The 21,882-nt window shown below is 36.1% G+C and carries 14 protein-coding genes; 7 read left to right on the top strand and 7 right to left on the bottom strand.

Annotated features, from left to right (window positions below; all coding sequences use genetic code 11):
- Window positions 1-12: 12 nt before the first annotated feature.
- Window positions 13-1,311 carry a Y-family DNA polymerase gene (locus V5M36_RS08660; protein ID WP_338557979.1) on the bottom strand — a complete coding sequence of 433 codons (1,299 nt, stop codon included), beginning with the start codon at window positions 1,309-1,311 and terminating at the stop codon, window positions 13-15.
- Window positions 1,308-1,877, bottom strand: a complete 570-nt coding sequence (locus tag V5M36_RS08655) for a LexA family protein (RefSeq protein WP_338557978.1) — start codon at window positions 1,875-1,877, stop codon at window positions 1,308-1,310. The genes V5M36_RS08660 and V5M36_RS08655 overlap by 4 nt, the downstream gene beginning before the upstream one ends.
- Before the next feature lie 428 nt (window positions 1,878-2,305).
- Here V5M36_RS08655 and V5M36_RS08650 point away from each other — a divergent pair, with 428 nt between their 5' ends.
- Together V5M36_RS08650 and V5M36_RS08645 are read left to right on the top strand one after the other, a co-directional pair.
- Window positions 2,306-3,484, top strand: a complete 1,179-nt coding sequence (locus tag V5M36_RS08650; protein WP_338557976.1) for an MFS transporter — start codon at window positions 2,306-2,308, stop codon at window positions 3,482-3,484.
- 556 nt (window positions 3,485-4,040) lie between these two features.
- Window positions 4,041-4,523 (top strand): hypothetical protein, encoded by a 483-nt coding sequence (locus V5M36_RS08645; protein ID WP_338557974.1) that lies wholly within the window; start codon window positions 4,041-4,043, stop codon window positions 4,521-4,523.
- Window positions 4,524-4,617: 94 nt separating this feature from the next.
- On the opposite strand, the gene accC is transcribed toward V5M36_RS08645, so the two are convergent.
- The 4 genes from accC to V5M36_RS08625 form a co-directional block, all read right to left on the bottom strand.
- On the bottom strand, window positions 4,618-5,982 hold the full coding sequence (gene accC / locus V5M36_RS08640; RefSeq protein WP_338557973.1) for an acetyl-CoA carboxylase biotin carboxylase subunit: 1,365 nt from the start codon (window positions 5,980-5,982) through the stop codon (window positions 4,618-4,620).
- Between the two features lie 15 nt (window positions 5,983-5,997).
- A complete protein-coding gene (locus V5M36_RS08635) occupies window positions 5,998-6,414 on the bottom strand; it encodes an acetyl-CoA carboxylase biotin carboxyl carrier protein (RefSeq protein WP_338557972.1) in 417 nt (138 codons plus the stop codon).
- Window positions 6,415-6,432: 18 nt separating this feature from the next.
- Window positions 6,433-6,888, bottom strand: coding sequence for a type II 3-dehydroquinate dehydratase (aroQ, locus tag V5M36_RS08630; RefSeq protein WP_338557971.1), 456 nt, complete (start codon window positions 6,886-6,888; stop codon window positions 6,433-6,435).
- A gap of 1,074 nt (window positions 6,889-7,962) precedes the next feature.
- The gene (locus V5M36_RS08625; protein ID WP_338564121.1) at window positions 7,963-8,889 is read right to left on the bottom strand and encodes a LysR family transcriptional regulator; all 927 of its coding nucleotides are present in this window, start codon (window positions 8,887-8,889) and stop codon (window positions 7,963-7,965) included.
- 305 nt (window positions 8,890-9,194) lie between these two features.
- Between V5M36_RS08625 and V5M36_RS08620 the strand changes: the two genes are divergently transcribed.
- Window positions 9,195-10,250: an aromatic ring-hydroxylating dioxygenase subunit alpha gene (locus V5M36_RS08620; RefSeq protein ID WP_338564118.1), complete on the top strand. Its 1,056-nt coding sequence runs from the start codon at window positions 9,195-9,197 to the stop codon at window positions 10,248-10,250.
- 135 nt (window positions 10,251-10,385) lie between these two features.
- Here the strand turns inward: V5M36_RS08620 and V5M36_RS08615 are convergent, their stop codons facing one another.
- Window positions 10,386-11,468 carry a zinc-binding metallopeptidase family protein gene (locus V5M36_RS08615; protein WP_338557968.1) on the bottom strand — a complete coding sequence of 361 codons (1,083 nt, stop codon included), beginning with the start codon at window positions 11,466-11,468 and terminating at the stop codon, window positions 10,386-10,388.
- Between the two features lie 508 nt (window positions 11,469-11,976).
- Here V5M36_RS08615 and V5M36_RS08610 point away from each other — a divergent pair.
- The 4 genes from V5M36_RS08610 to V5M36_RS08595 all read left to right on the top strand — a co-directional run bounded on the left by V5M36_RS08610 (window position 11,977) and on the right by V5M36_RS08595 (window position 21,839).
- Entirely contained in the window at window positions 11,977-12,459 is a 483-nt protein-coding gene (locus V5M36_RS08610; protein WP_338557966.1) for a MarR family winged helix-turn-helix transcriptional regulator, read from the top strand.
- Window positions 12,460-12,815: 356 nt separating this feature from the next.
- On the top strand, window positions 12,816-14,183 hold the full coding sequence (locus tag V5M36_RS08605; protein ID WP_338557963.1) for an MFS transporter: 1,368 nt from the start codon (window positions 12,816-12,818) through the stop codon (window positions 14,181-14,183).
- A 120-nt stretch (window positions 14,184-14,303) separates the two neighbouring features.
- Window positions 14,304-15,155, top strand: a complete 852-nt coding sequence (locus V5M36_RS08600; RefSeq protein WP_338557961.1) for a thioesterase family protein — start codon at window positions 14,304-14,306, stop codon at window positions 15,153-15,155.
- A gap of 1,092 nt (window positions 15,156-16,247) precedes the next feature.
- On the top strand, window positions 16,248-21,839 hold the full coding sequence (locus tag V5M36_RS08595) for a BapA/Bap/LapF family large adhesin (RefSeq protein WP_338557959.1): 5,592 nt from the start codon (window positions 16,248-16,250) through the stop codon (window positions 21,837-21,839).
- The last annotated feature ends 43 nt before the right edge of the window (window positions 21,840-21,882 follow it).

Below are 21,882 nucleotides of genomic sequence, written 5' to 3'. Positions count from 1 at the left end.
TAAGATGAAAAATTAACGGTTAATCGTCAACATGCCTTCCCAGCTAAAATAGTCCCTACTGGAGCTTGCCTTTTTTCCGGCCCAAATTCGATTGGGGAAATAACAAGGTCCAACTGATATTTTGGATTTTCCGAATTTTTGCTGGATTTGTTCATAAGCATTCATTAAATTTTCGTTATTTTGAATCTCAACATGATCTGCGAACAGTTGAGGTATGTAAGAGGCTTTAGTAATAAGATCTGTAAAAATCACACCACATTTTTTATATTTAATCCCATTCTTAAATGTACCTTTTAAGAGGATCAATGCGGAACGAGCTAAAGTCGTGACACAATCTGTAGGGTCAGTTAAGTCTAGAGATAAGTATTTACTGTAATACGGAGTATCTTTATTCCAAGGATTTGATTGAATAAAAACAATCAAGGTGCCACAGAGTAATTGTTCTTGCCGTAATCGCTTAGTCGCATCTTGTATATATTTACACAGCGCTTCATTGAGATCTTCAAGTTGAGTGATGGGTTCACCAAAAGATCGACTGGCGACAATTTGCTTTTTAGGTGGAGGTGAATGTTCTATTTCTAGGCATGATATACCTTGTAATTCCATAACCGTTCGTTGCATGACCACGGAAAATTTTTTGCCAATTCTGTGTGGATTTTGCTGGGATAAGTCATAAACGGTATGGATACCCATCTCATGTAAGCGTTTATTATGTTTTCTACCGACGCCCCAGACCTCAGATACATCAATGAGACTCCAGAAGTAATGTTTGTGTTTTAAGTCCATGGAGACTAAGTCACATACGCCAGTAAAGCGTTTCGCTTTCTTCGCCATGTGATTTGCAATTTTTGCTTCGGTTTTACTTCTTCCAATGCCGACACAAACAGGTAAGCCAATCCATTTTTGAATTCGGGCTTTCATTTCACGTGCATATTCTTCTAGATTGTAGTTTTCCGTATAGGCAGTAATGTTGAGAAAGCATTCATCGATTGAGTAAATTTCTTGTTCGTTAGGTGCGACATATGCACCCAGAATAGAATGAAAGCGATTCGACATTTCTGCATAAAGTGCATAGTTACTTGAAAGTACTTTTACGTTATGTGTTTCAACAATGTCGTTAATTTTAAAGAGGGGTACACCGATCTTTATTCCAAGGTCTTTAGCCTCTTGGGAGCAAGCGACAGCGCAACCATCATTATTTGATAACACAATGACGGGTTTACCGTTGAGGGAAGGGTTAAATAAACGCTCACAAGAGACGTAACAATTGTTGACGTCAATGAGTGCATATATTTCTTGGTCGTGTTTCATCGGAACTTCTTAATCACATTCGTTACGACACCCCAGATTTCAAGCGTTTGGCCATCTTCAAAATGAATGTCGTCAAATTCAGGATTTTCGGCTTTAAGCCAATGCATATCGTGATCAATCATTAAGCGTTTTACCGTGAACTCATTGTCAACAAACGCAATGACAATATCTTTATGCTTTGCTTCAAGACTACGATCAACAATTAACTCATCATTTATATCGAGTCCGATGCCAATCATGGAGAGTGAATTTACACGAACGATGAAAGTGGCATTGATGTTGCGAATCAGGTGCTCATTTAGATCAAGTTTTTTGTCTATGTAGTCTTGGGCTGGAGAAGGAAAGCCCGCTTGTACACGTTCAACAGCCATGGGAATTTGAACATATGTCGTTGGATCAATCTGTCGAATATCTAAAATCTCATTTTCATTTTTTGACTTGTTTAGATACTCTTTAATTTCTACGATTTTGGATTCAGGGACACGTATGACTGTAGTTGGTTCGTCGTATTTTGCTTTACGACCAGCACCTTCTCGTTTTCCGCCATACGTATTTTTGAGCTCCACTTGAATCACCTTGATTATGTAACATAATCAGGATTTTAGGGTTGCTTTAATTTTAATTCAAATGGTATTTTTCAATCAAAATCTATACAGCTTTAGATTAGAACAACTTAGATATTAATTTTCAGATAAACGGTTTAATTTTTAGGTTAAAAAATAGTCTTTTATTTCAAGGAATTATTCATCAGTATATTTTTAAGACGATAAGTCGCTATGCAACTGATCATTCTAGTTTTTGAATTTTGAATATTCTCAATAGTGTAACAGGAGTATTAGACTCGACATCGAGCATACGCTTCTCAGCCTATGGGTTATAATTGATCTTAAAGCAATGTGATGGGTGCTCTCCGTTTAATTGAGAGCAAGAATATATAAACTAATGCAACTATTGGCTGTGATAAATTGTTGAAATTTAAAGGATGTGGGCACTGATGCTAACGATTGCAATTCAACATAGATTAGGTGGATTTTACTTTTTCTATTATGCAATTGTAGGTACCTTTATGCCTTATTGGAGTCTTTATCTTTATGATCAAGGTTTTGATTTCTCAAGCATAGGGTTACTCAGTGCAATAGCGATTATTACGCGTTTTTTTGCGCCCTTTATTTGGGGGTGGGTGGCAGATAAAACCGGTAAGCGAATGTACTTGGTTCGAATAGCGACATGGATGGAGGCTGTGGTTTGGTTTTCAATATTTATTATTCCAAACGATTTTCAGTCTATAGCTTTACTGATGCTTATTTTTAGTTTTTTTCAGAATGCCATTTTAGCGCAATTTGAAGGGGTGACCTTATTTTGGCTGGCTGAAAAAAGAGCCGAATTATATGGCAAAGTAAGAAAATGGGGGTCAGTGGGTTTTATTGTCGGTGTATTCGCAATTGGAGCGATTTTAGAAGTTGTTGATATTTCAAAACTGCCGCTCTTGCTATTGAGTATCGCATTCTTGGCATTTATTTGGTCTTTTAGTATTCCAGAACCATTATCTGCACCCAGTGCTCAAAAAACCTTACAGCCTTTATTGCCGATTTTGAAGCGACCGATTGTGGCTTGCTTATTTATCATTGAATTTTTTATTCTTTTTGCTCAAGCACCATTTTACAGTTTTTATAGTAATTATTTACAAATCGCTGGTTTTAGTACCACGACGATTGGCTTTTTATGGTCAGTAGGAGTGATTGCAGAAATCATGATGTTTGCATATGCAAATTACTTTTTACAACGATTTTCATGGCGCTATTTAATTATTGTTTGCATTATTGCGACCGCATTAAGGTTTATCATTGTGGGCTTATATCCTTCAGTATTCTTGATGCAATTCTTATCGCAGACCTTGCATGCATTTAGTTTTGGATTATTTCATATGATTGCTATGCGGATTATTTTTGAGAATTTTCTTCCTGCTCAGCAAGGACGTGCACAGGCAGTATATAGCACAATGTGGGGCTTAGGAGTGGCTTCTGGAAGTTTGTTGGCAGGTCATTATTGGGATCTTTTAAAAGGTGAATATATTTTTATCATTGCGGGTATATCCACACTCTTTGCATTATTTTTTATTTTAGGTATTCCAAAACAAAATCCAATAAAATCGACGAGTGTAGAGTCAATTTGACTCAGAAAAGAGCTCAAATTAAGCTTGGATTTAAAAGTTTAATAAAATACTAAGTTGTGTTTAAGCGTGAATAAAAGTTCATTTCTAACAGTGTTTTGAGTCTTATAAGTAGATTCAATTGATCTTATATGACGACAATTATGACACTTATACTCAGTTTATGATGATGCAAAAATGACGATAAACACTATAAATCTTCCAGATAATGATAATAGAGTCGTGATTAGAGAGAAGCAATTTTACAGGTGTGAATGAAAACAAATATTTTCCAGCGTTTAGATATACTGCAATATCGTAAATATGTTGGGGTATTTTTATCAGTATTTAAGCAATAATTGCATCCCAAAATATCTATTTTAAAAAGGCTGTTTGAGACTTTATACTGTGAATCTTAAGGTGGCTTAATCACTTAATAGTTATTCACTAAATAATTGAATTATCAACTTTATCTTGAAAATTCCAGAATAAATATAATTGTTCTTATCTGGTTAATTTACCATGTAAATGAATGAAATTATGTTAATTTAAAGTCAAGGATTTAGTGAACAGATGATGTATGAAAAAAAGAGCGTTATTCATTCCATTTTTGCTTTTTGTTTCACCTTTGGTTAACGCAGATCAAGCAATACAACCTACTGTTGAAAACACGGAAGTGCAAAAAAATACGAATAGTATTCGAATTTCTGTACGCCCAGAAATATTAGGTTTGTGGGGAATGGAAATTCCGACGAATCAAAGTTGCACGGAATACTATAACTTTAGAGGCGGTAATGAAGTTGTGGTCAAAAGTGACAAAGAATGGTCGGTAGGACTTTTTGAATATCAACCTACTGAAGATATGGCCACGAACGCGCCGTCTACTTTGGTGATGCAAGTTAATTATGAGAATAATGAGAAAGACTGTTCTGGTAATCAGGTCGATCAATCAGGAGAGTTATCTCAATACTTTGTGAAATGGAATACACCGAACGTCATTAACTTTTGTTCTACTGAGCAAGATGGCCAGTGTTTTGCGACTCTCAAAAGAGTACTACCTTAATTCAAATCTAAAGCGTATTTAGAATCGTATCGGAATAATAAAAAAAGCCTCTTTGATCAAGAGGCTTTTTTTTGTCTGGAATGTCTAATGCGAATTAGGCTTTTGTTTCGTTACCTTGTAATTGCTTGAGCAAGTGATTTTCAAGGTAATGAATATCCATTGCACGTTCACAAAAGTTTTTATCTTCGAGAATTAAATCTTTGTGCAAAGGAATATTGGTTTTAACACCGGTTAGAATAATTTCATCCAAAGCTTGTTTCATTCGAGCAATCGCAGTTTCACGATTTTTACCATGTGAAATGAGTTTCGCAATCATTGAATCATAGTAAGGAGGAATGTTATAGCCCGGATAGATATGTGAATCTAAACGAATTCCTGCACCGCCCGGCGTGTAAAATTGTTCAATTTTACCTGGGGATGGCATGAAATTGCTTGGATCTTCAGCATTGATACGACATTCAATGGCATGACCTTGAACTTTAATATCTTCTTGTTTAAGGTCTAAACCTAAGCCTGCTGCCACTCGTAATTGTTGTTCAATAATATCAATACCTGTCACCATTTCAGTTACAGGATGTTCAACTTGAACACGAGTATTCATTTCGATAAAGAAGAATTCGCCTTCTTCAAACAAGAACTCAAATGTACCTGCACCACGATATTGCATCAATTCGCAAGCTTTCACGCAAGCTTCTAAAATTTCTGCACGTGCATCTTCAGGTAAATTTGGCGCAGGTGCTTCTTCAAGCACTTTTTGATGACGACGTTGAAGCGAACAGTCACGGTCATACAGATGAACTGCATGTCCATTACCATCTCCGATCACTTGTACTTCGACGTGACGTGGCTTTTGGAGGAAGCGTTCCATGTACACGGTGTCATCACCAAACCACATTTCAGCATCACGTTGCGCAGCTTGAACAGATTCAAGCAAAGTATCTACACGTTCAACAATACGCATACCACGACCGCCACCGCCTGATGCTGCTTTGACAATCAGTGGGAAGCCAATTTCTTTGGCTTCAGCCAAGGCATTGTTGGTGGTGACTGCATGTGCAGAACCAGGAACAGTAGGAACGCCAGCTTTACGCATCGCCATAATCGCAGAGACTTTATTGCCCATTAGGCGAATATGTTCTGGACGCGGACCAATGAAGATAAAACCTGAGCTTTCTACAATTTCTGCAAATTCTGCATTTTCAGATAGAAAACCATAACCCGGGTGAATCGCATCTGCGCCTGTAATTTCTGCTGCTGTAATGATGGCAGGAATATTCAAATAGCTTTCGCTACTTGCACCTGGTCCAATACAGACCGCTTCATCAACAAAGCGAAGATGCATAAGGTCTTTGTCGGCATCAGAATAGATACCAACGGTTTTAATTCCCAATGTTTTACAAGCCCGAGTGATGCGCAGTGCAATTTCACCTCGGTTTGCAATTAAGACTTTTTGTAACATATCGATCCCCAAGTATTACGCGCGGTAGCGGAATAGAGGTTGACCGAACTGGATTACATCACCATTTTTCACTAAAATTTCTTCAACCACACCGCTTTGAGTTGCTTCAATTGGGTTCATGATTTTCATTGCTTCAATGATGCCTAGCGTCTCACCAGCAGAAACAGTTTGGCCTACGTTTACAAACGGTCCTTCACCAGGGCTAGGTGCAGAGTAGAATACGCCGACCATTGGCGAAGTTTCTACTGCACCACGTGCAGCAGCTTTGACCACAGGAGCAGCTGGAGCCGCTGTAGCGACTTGCGCAACACCAGCAACAACAGGATTACGACGGGCTAATGCAATCGATTGGTCACCTTCTTTTACTTCAATAGATTGAAGATCAGATTCAATCATTAAGTCGATGAGCTTTTTAATTTTGCGAATATCCATGAATTCGTATTCCTAAGGTTAAAGATGTGTGGAAAGTTGAAGTTTTTGAGTTGCATGCGCTAGGGCAAATGAATAGCCTTGTGCGCCAAGACCACAAATTACGCCAACAGCTTTGTCTGATAAAAATGAGTGATGTCTAAATGCTTCACGAGCATGAACATTCGATAAATGTACTTCAATAAAAGGAATGGCAACGCCTAAAAGTGCATCACGTACAGCAACAGAAGTGTGAGTTAGTGCTGCTGGATTGATAATAATAAACTGAATTTTTTCTTCTTGTGCTTGATGAATGCGGTCGACAATGGCGCCTTCCCAATTACTTTGGAAGGTTTCGAGTTGAATGGCACTTTCTTGGGCTTGTGTCTTCAGTTGTTGATTAATGTCTTCTAAGGTGAGATGACCGTATACATCTGGTTCTCGCTGTCCTAGCAAATTTAAATTTGGTCCATGTATGACCAAGACGGTCGAACTCATGAAGATTGCTCCAGTACTTAAGTTGCACAAAATATTTACAAGATGCCTGCAAAGTTTGCGTATTATGGCATGTTTTGCCACTTATATAATGTAAAATGTTTTGAAACAAGTGAAATCATGTACACCAATATAGGGCTACATTCTGGAAACTTTGCAAAGAATTCACAATGTTAAAAGATGACATTTTTTAATTTTTTTTTTAATTTTTTAATTCAACTCGAATTGACCAAAACTAGTCATTAAGTATATTTAAGCAGTCGATGTAACCCAGTAAGCATGCGAAATATTTCTAAATGATGACATGGCTTCAAAGAGGTTATTGTTGCGCATTGGAGGATAGATTTGAAGATTAAAATACAGTAGACATACAATATTGAAGTGAACTATTTTTTCAAACATCACTTAAATTTGAAATATTTGATGACCCATATTATCTAAAGTTTGCTAGATATGATGAATATAAAAACGGATTGAATATCAATTTAAGAAGCGTTTAAAGATTTTAATAAGAATATTTTTATTCATATATAACATGCATTTGTTTGCTTTTTTTTAGTGTAATTCGATAGAGGAGTGAATTTGTGAATTCATCAGTAGTTTTTGATACACCATACAGGGGTTGTTTCATATTCTTATCATAGGTTTAAAAAATGCGTATAAATGTTTAAGAAACTATTTAATTGAAAATTGAAATTTATCATTAAAAGGGCAGAGTACTGTCTTTTGATAAGATCAATTTTGCGCCATATGATCTTAAACGATATAAAAGCAGTTAAGTTTTAGGCTAAATATTAAACAATCTCATAAAAGGTACGACTGACTTTTTAGTTCATAGATGAGAGGGATCGTGCTCATCACCATAGACTGAGTTGTATGAGATTGATTGGCAAAAGTTAAGATTTTGCAAAGATGAATAATCTAGGTTTAATCGGGTTTGTTTGTTTTATATCCAACGCTCTGAATTTTAAAAACATCATTCTGAAAATTTAAAATAATAAAAGCCTTTGCGATAATCTATATTTTTTAAATCAGGCAAATCAATGCATCATCTCTAAGCGATATAACCTACCTATTTTAAAGCGCAGTTTGAATCATTGTATTTAATTGCTCCATTTTTTGAGTCAGTTGATTCATCATGATTTGAGACATGCGTGACATTTGACGTTTGGGGGCAACACACAACGCAATAGTCAGAGAATGAAGTCCTTTTTCTTGAATGGGAACAAAGACTAATTCTTGACGCTGCAACATCGGATAAGCATCTAAATAACTCAGAATACCAATGCCCGTACTCTTTTTTAATATTGCAGTAATCATTCTAATGTCGTTACATTCTGTTTTTACTCGGGGTGTAAAAGCATGATGTTTATATAAAGAATTTGCATAATCATGAATAATAAGGGGAGCGGAAGGAATAAGATGGTGATATTCGATCGTATCTGAAAAAAAGATTTTTTCTTGCTTTGAAAGTGGATGATCATGGGCCAAAACAAAACCGATTGGAATTTCTAAAAATGAAACGACCTCCAAATGATTATGCGCTTTAGGATTAAGAATGAGGCCAAAATCAAGTTCAGTGTTCATGATTTTTTGAGCAATGACTTCACTATCATTCATACAAATGTTGAAGTTAATCCAAGGATATTGTTGATAGAGAGAGGCTAAAACATCAATGATAAAACCCTCGCTCAGTGCGCCAATTAAACCAAATTCAATTGATCCACGTTTCAGTCCTTGAATTTCATCAAAGCGGATTTTAGTTTGTTGGAAGTCTTTTTGCCAACGCATTAAATCTGCGTAAAGCAGTTCGCCTGCTAACGTTAATTTCAAACCAGTGCTCAAACGTTCAAACAGTAAAATCCCCATGTCATCTTCAGCAAGAGAAATTTGCCGATGTACAGCAGACACTGAAATATAAAGCTCTTCAGATGCTTTTCGGAAACTACCATGCTTGGCAACAGCGATAAAATAATCAGTAAAACGTGAAAAAGGCATATTTATCATTTATTACATCAGTTAATAAAGTGGGTAATCAAATTTGATCTCTATTTGATATGCACATTACGTTCCAATTCTTTTGAAATTTGCATGATGATGGATCTTTAATGAGAGCAAGCTGTACTGAATAAGCATTCTAATTTTAAGAACAGGTAATTCAAATCATACGAATGGACAGAAAGATCATGCAGTTTGATACTGAGTTTCATCGAAGTGATTGGTTCGTTCTTTGATCAATAATGTTTGAATTAATTTTCGAACCAAGACTTAAATGGAAGTCTATTTTGAAACGTCATAAAGGTGAACGCATGAATGCCATTCCAGTGATCAATTTGTTTAATAAACCGTGTTATAGCCAGTTTGAAGATCGCGACTGGGGTATTTTGGCACAGCACTGGTATCCTGTCGCGCGTATTCAAGATGTCAGCACAACCCCGCAACAAGTGATGTTGTTAGATGTAAAGATGGCATTGTATAAAACTGAAAGTGGGGCGATACAATTGGTACGAGATATTTGCCCACATCGTGGAGTGCCGCTTACCAAGGGGTGGGTTTCTGGAGAAAATATTGTCTGTCCATACCATGGCTTGCACTATAACGCCGAAGGAGAGTGCGTAAAGATACCGGCTCAACCCGAGTTAAAGAAAATTTCATCGCGTTTTTCTTTAACCAAATTTCCTGTTATTGAAAAATATGGTTTGATTTGGACCAGCATATTTTCACGAGATGAGCGTGCAGCAAATTTTCCAAACTTGCACACTTGGGATTCTGAAGACTATCAGTCAATTTTACCGCCCTATGTCGATATTGCAGGTTCAAGCGGACGTCAGTTGGAAGGGTTTATTGATGTTGCTCATTTTGCTTGGGTTCATCAAGAGTCATTTGCATCGCGTGATAATCCAGTGGTTCCTCAATATTCAACAATCAAAACAGCTTATGGTTTACAGACTGAATATATCAGCGATGTGAGTAATTACCCGCACGGTATGCAAGATTTAGCGCCTGAAGGATTTCTCTGGAAAAGAACGTTTGATGTTTATCCACCTTTTACAGCGACATTACGCGTAGACTTTCCTAACAGTGGTGTTTTAAATATTTTAAATGCATGTTGTCCTGTATCGCATAATAAAACCCGTTTATTTGTGCCTTTAACGCGTAACTTTGATACGACGAGTGATTTACAAGCTGTTTATGATTTTAATGCACAAATTTTTGCAGAAGATCAAGACATGGTAGAAAGTCAAAAACCTGAAGAGCTTCCTTTAGATATATCGATGGAAGCTCATTTTGAAGCGGATCGTTCATCTACGATGTATCGACGAATTTTAGCGGAATGGGGACTCAGTAAGCGTTATATCGTTTAACGATGCCTGATTTTAATGAAAGCTTAACATTGTATATCAACATTTAATATTAATGCTGACCAAGTAAAATTCAGATGAAATGCTTAAGTCGGCTTATTAAATTTGAAATCACATCATTATCGAAAACCATCAAGTTTAAGTTTCGCTATGATTTTGAAAGGCCATATTAAGTAACTTATGATGAATAAAGCGAAGTTTATCAAGCACAACATCGGACAATGTAAATGGATAAGCATCATCTAATCCCATGCTTCGATTTAATGCATTTAAATTAAAGGTCACGGTCATCCAATTTTTGAGGACTTCTTCGAAATCTTGAGCGCCTATAGGATCTTCTAAAAACTCTAAATTATTTAAATCACTTTTGTTGGTCTTAACCACGAGTCCAGCATGATAAGCCGTTTCTAAAGTATCCATCATGTGTAGATAGTGTGCCCACGTTTCAGCCCAGTCCTCCCAAGGATGAGTGCTGGCATAAGAGCTAATAAACTGTGTTTCCCAGTTGGACGGGGCACCAAAGTTATAATGTGCTTTGAGCGCTTCTGCATAGTCTTGGCGTTCATCACCAAATAACACTCTAAACTCATCAATTAATTCTGGATGTAAGTGTTGCATCAAATCGAAGTAATAATGCCCACTTTCATGTCTAAAATGCCCCAATAATGTGCGATAGTTTTCACCCATTTTAACCCGTGTGGTTTCTCTATAGACGACATCTGCCTCAGTGGCATTTAAAGTGATTAAGCCATAGGAGTGTCCTGTGATGACAAGTCTGCCAGGTTCAGGCATTAAAAAATTAAATCTTAAACCACCACGATCATGATCTGATTTTTTGGGTCTGGGCATAATATTAAGTCTTTGCATTAAATACAAAAAACGACGCTTTGCGTGTTCTAAACGACTCCAATAGAGAGTGTGATCTGGATTATCGAGGTTGGGTATGATGTGGGTGAGTATGCAAGACTCGCAGTAAATTTCTGGAGAGTCTGCGGGAATCATCCAATTACAAACTTGATGATGTGTGTAATTAAAGCAAGGTTTGTACAACTTCGTTTTAAAGTTGGAATTGAATGCTCTCCAGCGTGTTTGATTATATTTTTCAAAACTTCCCATATCTTTTTCTGAGGCAACATAGCCGAGTGCCTTGTGACAATTCGTACATTGAGAATTGGCAAAGAAAATCTGACTTTGACAATTTGCACAAGCGAAATATTTCATCAGCGATCCTGTTGTTCTTTCAAAATGGGAAAGCAAGATATCCATTGTAGGGGGATGTCTATTTTATATAAGTGATTTTGTTGTAAAGCGAATTAAGCAACTCGAAATTAACCAACTCCCAATTAATCAATTCAAAACTAAGCGATTCAAAATTAAAACATTGAATTCCTGATTTACAGTCTTTATCAGGAACTTGTAGATAGATAGAATTATCTATAGATGATTCTATATTTTAAAAGAATAAATATAGATCCCAAGGGTATGTTACAAATATTTTTAAGGATAATGTCTAAAATTTTTGTATTGAAAAAAACAGTCTTCAGGATGATCATGAATGGATATATTTGTGTAATTTTCACTTAATTTATGATTTATAGATTGATCATTTGATATTGACCCTTTGATATTGAAATGTTGTGATGAATCAGTGAATAACATCATTTAATATTTTAATAACATTAAAACTTATTGTCAGACAGCATATCGCTGTTTATTTAAGGTCTGAACCATGCATAAACAAAATCTACAAAATCCAGATCCAAATCTATTCGCACTTCATAATCGTTTGTTTTTTAGGTTGTTCCAAACCAGTAATACTTTAGATCGTCAAAGTATTAATGAGTTGAAGATTTCACCTATTCATTGGGCTGTGTTGGGTGCGCTTTCACGTCCTTCCGTAAAATCGGGGATGTCCTTTTCAGATTTGACTCAATATTTGGGCGTAAGCAGGCAGAGTCTAGATGGAGTTTTAAAAAGGTTAGAAAAAGAAGGAGAGTTAAGTCGAGTAACCGATACGCTGGATCGTCGTGTCAAAAATGTTGCATTAACTGCTCAGGGCGAAGAGGTTTGGGCAAATTTACAGCTTAAAGTCGCTGAATTTTATACGCAGTGTTTTAAAAGTTTTCGTTTCGATGACATGGTCACATTGGTACACTTATTGAATAAATTAAATGAAGAAATGATGCTGGTAAATTTGGATCCGGACACTTGATTAGCTGATTTAAAATGCTGTCTTATTTTTCTTTAGTTTTTTAAAATTATTTTAGTGAGTATTTTTAATAGATATCGATTTTTTCTTAGACTAAAGGATAATATTTTAGATTTAATTGTATCAATTGGATGATTTATATTTTGGTGATCTTAAATATAAGATAATGAAATAATTGAAAAAAATTATAATTATAAAAAATATATGTAATGCTATTGACATAATATGGCTTTGTTATTAATTTGACTGAACGTTAATTATAAATTGCCGTGCGTAGTTTTGAGTCGTGATGAACAGGATGTTCAAACTGAATCAGATACAAGTTTTAAAAAAATAAAATATCCTTCAAGGAGCGGATTATGCAGTACATAGATGTACATAAAGTTGCAGACGAAGCCAAATTCAATAAGTTTCATCGCAAAGTTTTATTTTGGTGTTTCCTGATTATTATTATTGACGGTTATGATATTGCAGTAGCAGGTGCAGCTTTACCGTCGATTATGACAGGCATGGGGGTAAATGCATCTACAGCTGGTTTTATGGCAAGTTCAGCATTATTCGGGATGATGTTTGGTGCTATTTTTCTAGGTGCACTTTCAGACAAGATTGGTCGTAAACTGACAATTGCGATTTGCGTATTTTTATTTAGTGTCTTTACAGCCGCTGCGGGTTTTACCAATGATCCCATCACTTTCAGTATCATGCGCTTTATTGCTGGACTGGGTATTGGTGGCGTGATGCCGAATATTGTTGCACAAATGACAGAATACTCTCCTAAGAAAATTCGTAGCCTAATGACGACGATGATGTTTTCAGGCTATGCGATTGGCGGTATTTTAGCTGCAGTGATTGGTAAGCAATTTATCGTGCAGTTTGGTTGGGAGGTTGTATTCTTGGCGGCGGGTGTGCCCGTTCTTTTATTACCTTTCATCTTAAAATCAATGCCAGAATCATTAGCTTATTTGTTAAAGAAACAAAATCAGCAAGATTTGAAACGTGTGGTAAGTGAAATGGATCCGAGTTTGAAAATGGATTCAGAGGTTGTATTTACACAAACGACTCCATTAAATAATACTCGTACACCTGTGGCGCAATTATTCCAAGAAGGACGAGCATTTAGTACTTTAATGTTCTGGGGCGCGTACTTTACCGGTTTGTTTATGGTTTATGCACTTAGCACATGGCTCACCAAATTGATGGCGATGTCAGGTTATACCCTTGGTTCTGCGCTCAGTTTTGTGATTGCTTTAAACGTGGGTGCCGTCATTGGTGCTGTGGGCGGTGGTTGGTTAGCGGATAAATTCCATATCAAATGGGTACTGGTTTCAATGTATGCTTTAGGCAGTGTGTTTTTGTTTATGATGACATTACCAATGCCTACTGAAATGCTGTACTTCACCATTGTTGTGGTTGGTGCATGTACGACAGGTGCTCAGATTGTTGCTTACGCATATTGTGGACAATTCTATCCTAGTGCTATTCGTTCAACTGGTATTGGAATGGCTGCTGGTGTTGGTCGATTAGGGGCTATTCTTGCGCCGTTATTAATTGGTTTTATTGTTGCACTGAATCTTCCAATTGCTCAAAACTTCATGGTCATTAGTTTGGCGGGATTAATAGGTGCGATTGCATTATCATTGATCAATCATCAACGTTCTGATGCTGCAATACATGCGAGTATTCATGAGGTTGACAAGACAAAAGCATCATCTTTAATTCAACAATAATTAAAGAAGAGTCAAAAATACTAAACAACCTGAAACAGTCCAATCATGATCATCGACTGTTTCAGGTTTTAATCATGAAAAAATTGAAAATATAATGATTAGGATGATAGAGGATTACCAATGCCTGCATATTACGTTTTATTAGGTCGTGAAAATAACAGTGATGGTAGTACAACGAGTTCGTATCGTTCAGAAATACATGCACAAGGTGCTTGGAATCCACACGAACAACATATGGCACCTGCCACAGGAATTATTTCTACTGAACTTGAACGTTTTAAAGCACGTCATGATATGAGAATTGGACGTATTAGCCTTGATATATTTGGGTTAATTTCGTTTGGTGATTTTACGATTAATACGCGCATCATTCGAGCGGGTAAAACGATTGAACTGCTTGAAGCTGAAATGCAAGCCAATGGTAAAACCTGCATTATTGCCCGTGCATGGCGGATGTTGATGCAAGACACCAGTGAAATTGCTGGATTAGAAGATACTCCTATTGATAATCCAGAATCATTTGAAATTTGGGATGGTATGCGAAAGTGGCCAGGTGGTTTCATTCAATCCACAGAAACACGAGCGAATACTGCCCACAGAGCGGGAAAAGGGATTGTTTGGATTAAAACCTCATGTGACATGGTTGAAGGTGAGCCAACCAGTGATTTTGTAAAACATATGGGGATGGTGGATACCGCTAATGGGATGGTCCCTCGGCAGCAGCCTGTTTTAGATTGGGCTTTTCCCAATTTAGATTTACAGATTCATATGCATCGTCTACCCAAAGGACAATGGTTGGGGATAGAAGCAGTACAACAATTTGGAACAGATGGAATCGGATTAACCAGTTCAATTTTACATGACATATATGGTCCTTACGCACGTAGCGAACAGATTTTAACTTTACGACCTATATCAGTGACGCAGACTCATTCAGAAACTCAAAGTCACAAGACATGTCAAAGTGTTTAATTGAAGATTTTGGACACTGTATTTAGTCCATTAATTTACAGTTTTTTTGATAATTTTACTCAATTCATTTAAGTGCTATTGATTTTGAATTTCAAGAAGAAAGAGTTTTCGATATATCAGTAAATTAAGTGAAATTTTTTAAAGAATTTATGAACAGAGGCATATAAGCATAGAGGTGCTATGTGCCTTAGACGCTGTATTTTTTGTTGAGAATGATGTTTTTGGCGTTTGGCGTTAATGAAAACCATGATAATCGACAAAATTTTTAACGCCTTATCAATTTTGGATTATTGTCAAAGTAGTTTTTTGTTTTCTCACTCTTAGTTTGAGTCGGCAGAATTGTAAAATTTCAGCACTTTAAGCGTCATCGATAGCGCTATATTCTTGTGTAGAACTCTACATGCTGAATTGACACCTTTCATAAGTTTTTTTACGCAACAAACTCACAACCAATAATTCTTGATCTTCGCGTTCTTGTACTCTGGGAAGGTATTTTTTCTTATCAACTTAATAGAACTAAATGTTCTTTTTTAATTCTTAGATTCTCAAATGAAGTGCAATAGAGATCAAATAAATTTCAATTGAAAATAAATTAAAAAGTGAAAAATAAATATTACAAAAAATTTTTAGCATTGGCTAACTCATTTAAATTTTTAGTTTTGATTTGAATTAAATGTGAGTAATTTTTAAGCGAAAAATTTAAGACTTAAATAATATTAGATTTGAGTTTTAAACTGATATCTAATTCGAAAAAATGAGATTATCTAAAATAAAAAATTAATTTCTTAATTTTTATTTCAAATGGCTTTTTGGATAAATTTTTTAATAAGTATGAATAAAGGTTTTGTTAAAATTAATTTAATAATTATATTGATTTATGCGAATTTAATATTCAGATAAGCAATATTAAAATATATGGTATTGATCAATTATTAATTAAAAAACAGACTAATTTAATAGATAAAGTGTGAGTTGTTTATCATATTATTGAAATATATGATAAAAAATATATAATCCTATCTTGTAAACAAGTTTGAATGATCGTTTAATCATTTGTATTGTAGTATTTAAATTTTAGGGGTGTTTTGTAAAATGCAAACTCAAGTAATATCAAAAAAATCAGGAACAAATTCAGTTTCTACGGATAGTATCAATATTAAATTAACAGATAGTTCAATTGTTTTGGTTGATATTGCACCAGAAGAAGTGCAAGAAATAATCGTTAATGATAATCAAGTTGTTATTAAGCTTAAAAATGGTGAAACATTAACCATTGAAAATTTTAAAGCTGAATCTTCTGATCTTGTATTTAGAGCAAATGATAAAGAGTTATTTTTGTTAGACTTCGCTCAAGTTGAATATAATCCAATTGAATCAATTCAAGCACTTTTGACATCAGGTTCTAGTAATTTATTAACAATAAATGGTTGGATGGCTGGTGGCGCTCTAGTTGCGGGAGTCGGCATTATTGCGGCTGCTTCAAGTGGTGGTAGTAATGGTGGTTCTTCAGTAGCACCCGCAGATCCTTTGGTTGATAAGCAAAATTTATCCAAGGCTATTCAGAATGCTGAAGAATCATTAAAACAATTTGATGGTGTTGAAAACACGATTGTTTTCAATGCAATTGATAATGCAAAGCGCGTTTTAGACGATGCCAATGCAAATCAACAAGCTGTTAACCAAGCAGTTGAAGAATTAAATAAAACTTTAAAAGATGCTCAGATACAAGAAGATCTTGAAGATGCAGCTCAAAAAAGACTTGAAGATGCAACTTCGGCAGCTCAAAAAGACTTAGACAATAATCTTTTTGATGGTCAAGAAAAAACTGATGTGACTCATGCGATTACTAAAGCAAAAGATATTATTAATAATCCAAACTCTACTGCTGAAGATTTCGATAAAGCAAAGGCTGAATTGGATAAAGTAGTGGTTGATGCGAAGGCCGTTGAAGTTTTAGAGGATGCAGCACAAAAACAACTTGAAGATGCGATAGCTATAGCTAAACAAGATTTAGAGCAGAATGTTTTTGATGGTCAAGAAAAAACGGATGTAGAAAATGCGATTAAAGACGTTGATCTGATATTAAACAATCCAGAATCTTCGACTAAAGAATTTGAAGCTGCTAAAAATTATCTTAACCAAGTCGTATCTGGTGCGAAAGCTGCTGAAGAGTTAGAGTCCGCTAAAGAGTCATTGCTTAATTCAATTACAAATGCACAAGCTGATGTTAATTCGGGTGCATTTGACGGTGATGAACTGAAAAAAGTAGAAGAAGCGATTCGAGAAGCTGAAGCTGTATTAAATAATCCGAATTCGAAGAATGAAGATTATAAAAACGCTGAAGATGAGCTTAAACAAATTGTTGCAGATGCTAAAGCTGCTGAAGAGTTAGAGTCCGCAAAAGAGTCATTGCTTGATTCAATTACAAATGCACAAGCTGATGTTAATTCGGGTGCATTTGACGGTGATGAACTGAAAAAAGTCGAGGAAGCGATTCGAGAAGCTGAAGCTGTATTAAATAATCCGAATTCGAAGAATGAAGATTATAAAAGCGCTGAAGAAACTTTAGACAAAATTGTTGCAGATGCGAAAGCTGCTGAAGAGTTAGAGTCTGCAAAAGAGTCATTGCTTGATTCAATTACAAATGCACAAGCTGATGTTAATTCGGGTGCATTTGACGGTGATGAACTGAAAAAAGTCGAGGAAGCGATTCGAGAAGCTGAAGCTGTATTAAATAATCCGAATTCGAAGAGTGAAGATTATAAAAGCGCTGAAGAAACTTTAGACAAAATTGTTGCAGATGCTAAAGCTGCTGAAGAGTTAGAGTCAGCTAAAGAGTCATTGCTTGATTCAATTACAGATGCACAAGCTGATGTTAATTCGGGTGCATTTGACGGTGATGAACTGAAAAAAGTCGAAGAAGCGATTCGAGAAGCTGAAGCTGTATTAAATAATCCGAATTCAAAGAATGAAGATTATAAAAACGCTGAAGAAACTTTAGACAAAATTGTTGCAGATGCTAAAGCTGCTGAAGAGTTAGAGTCAGCTAAAGAGTCATTGGCTGATTCTATTGCTGATGCTAAAGCTGTTGTTGCTTCGGGATTATTGAATGGCGCAGAACTTAAGCTCGTTGAAGATGCAATTCTAGTTGCAGAACAAGTTTTAACTGATCCTTCATCTACCGATCAAATCTTCAAAAATGCAGAAGGTGTACTAGATCAAGTTGTTTCTTATGCCAAAGCATCTGAATTACTCAGTATCGATACCTTAAATCCTACTTCAGATAATACGCCTTTGATCTCAGGATCAGCACTCAAAGATTCTTATATTACTGTTGAATTCGAAGTCAACGGTAAAATGCAGAGCATCACAGTGCAGGCAGATGCTGATGGTAAATGGACGATGACCACCGAAGTACTTCCTGATGGTATTTATACAGTTAATGCCTATGTGAGTGACAAAGACGGTAGTTCGCTTGGTCCGATCAAACAAGAATCATCATTAATTATTGATACAGTTGCACCTACATCCCTTCAAGTTAAATTGGAGTTGGATTCTGGAAAACCAGGTGATGGCATTACCAACAATGGGAAGGTTTTAGTTTCGAATGTTGAGGCTAATGCAGTTTGGTCGTATAGCGTAGATGCAGGTAAAACATGGATTGAGGGTTTAGGTGATCATTTTAATTTAGCTGAAGGTAGCTATAACAACGTTCTTGTTAAACAAACAGATATTGCAGGAAATGCACAATCTGTAAGTCTTGGTAAGATTGTTGTTGATAATACAAATCCTGTGATCGAAACATTTACGATTTCTGCGAATAATTCTCTTGTTTCAGGTAAGGCAGAAGCTGGAACAGAAATTACGATTACCCAATCACTTGGTGAACAGACTACATCTCAAAAAGTAGTTGTTAATCAGAATGGTGAATTTTCTTTAGCGCTAAATCCAATTCCTAAAAATGGCGAAGTCATAACAGCTGTAGCAATAGATGCAGCTGGTAATGAATCGCCTGTAAAAACGATTTTAACCCCAGTTCTTTCAGATCAAATTATTAATTTGGCAGACAATACAACTGTATTAACCCCCGAGATTACACCTACGGTACTTAAACCAACAGGTGATGATGTTCTACAAAATAAAACAGCTCTTGCTATCGCTAGTGTTGGTTTAGGTCCTGTGTTATCAGCTGATGTGCTGACTGAGGTTTTATCAAATTCACTGAAAATTAATGTGGCTGAAGACAATATTCGAAACGTGACACTAAAATCACAATCTGGCGGTATTTCGATTGGCTCTATGTATGACTTGGTTGTTTATCGTAAAGATGAATCTTCAGGTGAATACCAACAGTATCAAGTAGAAGAACAATGGCTTAAAGCATATTTGCTCGGTGGTGTATCAGATGAGTTAACTTTAAGCTTGCCTAAAGGTGAGTATCTTGTATTCCTCACGCCTGCATATGGTTTAACAGTATTAAGTGGCTATACATTACAAGTTTTGAATGACGATATTTTAGACTACACCAATGCACTTTCAGCAGAAGGTTCGACAGCTGGTAATGTCATTACAGATATTGATCAAGTGAATGGCATAGACATTGTTCCAACTGACACAATTTTGAATAGCATTACTAAAGATGGCGTTACGACCACTCTAGAAACAACCGAAACTGCAGTTAAAGGTCAATATGGTACGTTGTATGTGAATCAGGATGGTAGTTATCGTTATGAGCTGGATAGTGACTTTAAAGGACCATTTGGAAAAACTGAACATTTCACTTATACCGTCAAAAGTCCTGCTGGTGACACTGCATCTGCAAAATTAGATATCACTATATCCAATAAAGCGCCAGAACCTCAGCAAATAACAATTAACGATACGATTGTTATAATGCCAGAACCTGTAATCACATCTCATCCAAAGCCGATTGATAAACTAAGCAACATCAAAGTATTAAATCTAAGCTTATTAGATCCAATTATTAAAGCCGATGCGGTTAAAACTTCTGATTTTATGAACTTCACTGTTGATTCAAATACAGTTCGTGAATTGACGCTGCAAGGTGATGGTATTGGTGTCAGTTTGACAATCTATTCTTTGTATATTTATCGCCTAGATAAAGCGACCAATCAATATGTCCAATATCACACAGAAAAGGACTGGTATACGGTTGTTTTGGGTGGGAAATCACCAGAGCTTCCGCTTAAGTTTACTGAAGGTACGTATATCGCTACAGTTGTACCAACAGGACTAGATGTACTCGGTGTTGCAAGTCTATTTGTCAATAAAGATACACTTTATGATTACAACATTCCTTTAGAATCAAGTATCAGAGGTGAGTCGACAGGTGATGTAACGCTAGATCCAAATGATCTACTCATTACCATCAATAATAAACAGTTCAACGGTTCTTCATTAGAGATCAATGGGCAGTACGGTGTTTTGAAGATCAATACAGATGGTACGTATAGCTACCTGCTCAATCCTGTTAATGCTGGGCAAGATGCGCCTTACGGTCAGGTTGAGTCTTTCACCTATGTTGTCCGTAATAAAGATGGATCTACACGTCTTGATAACCTCAACATTAAGATTGATTTAGCAAGCTTGAAAGATGATGTGAAGGTTGAGGCCGTTAACTTAATCAATAAGACTGAAACATATGTTGATAAAACAACTCTTGATGTTGGATTTGCTCAACGTGAAATAAAAACGACATTTAAAGTCCTTGAAGATGTAGTCAGTAAAGTTTCGATTAGCTTTGAATCCACATCGTCTCTCAATTCAAATCGTAATGTGGAATACGTAGTAAGAGATAGTCAAGCTAAGATTGTTCAAACTGGTATGTTAAATGGAACTACGGGTAAAATATTAGACCTCGGGCTTTTAGGTTCTGGTACATATACGCTTGAAGCAAAACTAGTTAACCCAGGTTCAGCTAATTTTTCTGATTCAACGATTACTTTCCAGAACACATATTTAAATGTATATGAAGCGAAGGAAATCGTTCCTGTTCAGGGTAATGTGGCGAGTAATGATATTGGTTCAGCTTCAATAATTTCTTACACTGTGAATGGTCAAACCGCTTCTGCATATTCTGGTAAAAAAGAAATTACAGTTGAAGGGAAATACGGTACTTTGGTCCTTAAACATGATGGTTCATATACCTACACTCCATCTGGAAAAGCGTTCGGAGTTGAAACTTTTGATTATATCGCTGAAACAGCTGTTGGAACGAATAGCTCTGCTAGCCTTGTTATTCAAGTGCCAAAAAATGTAATTGGTTCAGAATATCAAGATGTTGTAGAAAGTAGTGCTGCAGATGATAGTTATAAGATGGGCGCTGGTGCAGACACGCTTATATTTAATGTATTAGATCAGCTTGATGCTACTGGCGGTAATGGTATAGATACATGGACTGATTTTAATTTTGGTTTAAACGCTGACGTGATTGATGTGAGTGCATTATTGGTAGATCAAAATATTACTGATATTTCAAAATATATCTCAGTTTCATTCAAAGATGAAAATACCATTGTGAGCATTGATCGCGATGGTCAATCTTATGAAGCAGATGGAGTTACTGCCAAAGCTGATCAGTTTGAAGTCACTGAACTGCTGATTTTGAAAAATACAAATATCAGCTTGGATGATTTATTGAAAAATAATCAGTTGTTGTTCTAAAACTATCGATGCATTTAAAAATACTCGGTCAGCGAACTGACCG

Origin of the sequence: Acinetobacter sp. KS-LM10, from assembly GCF_036896575.1 — a bacterium.
Lineage (GTDB): Bacteria > Pseudomonadota > Gammaproteobacteria > Pseudomonadales > Moraxellaceae > Acinetobacter > Acinetobacter avistercoris.
The sequence above is the reverse complement of the archived record's forward strand: the minus strand, read 5'-3'. Positions and strand labels throughout refer to the sequence as shown.

Coding starts and splice junctions, on each gene's coding strand:
- V5M36_RS08660 (WP_338557979.1), bottom strand. CDS start 1,311: ATGAAACACGACCAAGAAATATATGCACTCATTGACGTCAACAATTGT.
- V5M36_RS08650 (WP_338557976.1), top strand. CDS start 2,306: ATGCTAACGATTGCAATTCAACATAGATTAGGTGGATTTTACTTTTTC.
- V5M36_RS08645 (WP_338557974.1), top strand. CDS start 4,041: ATGAAAAAAAGAGCGTTATTCATTCCATTTTTGCTTTTTGTTTCACCT.
- accC (WP_338557973.1), bottom strand. CDS start 5,982: ATGTTACAAAAAGTCTTAATTGCAAACCGAGGTGAAATTGCACTGCGC.
- V5M36_RS08635 (WP_338557972.1), bottom strand. CDS start 6,414: ATGGATATTCGCAAAATTAAAAAGCTCATCGACTTAATGATTGAATCT.
- aroQ (WP_338557971.1), bottom strand. CDS start 6,888: ATGAGTTCGACCGTCTTGGTCATACATGGACCAAATTTAAATTTGCTA.
- V5M36_RS08620 (WP_338564118.1), top strand. CDS start 9,195: ATGAATGCCATTCCAGTGATCAATTTGTTTAATAAACCGTGTTATAGC.
- V5M36_RS08615 (WP_338557968.1), bottom strand. CDS start 11,468: ATGAAATATTTCGCTTGTGCAAATTGTCAAAGTCAGATTTTCTTTGCC.
- V5M36_RS08610 (WP_338557966.1), top strand. CDS start 11,977: ATGCATAAACAAAATCTACAAAATCCAGATCCAAATCTATTCGCACTT.
- V5M36_RS08605 (WP_338557963.1), top strand. CDS start 12,816: ATGCAGTACATAGATGTACATAAAGTTGCAGACGAAGCCAAATTCAAT.
- V5M36_RS08600 (WP_338557961.1), top strand. CDS start 14,304: ATGCCTGCATATTACGTTTTATTAGGTCGTGAAAATAACAGTGATGGT.
- V5M36_RS08595 (WP_338557959.1), top strand. CDS start 16,248: ATGCAAACTCAAGTAATATCAAAAAAATCAGGAACAAATTCAGTTTCT.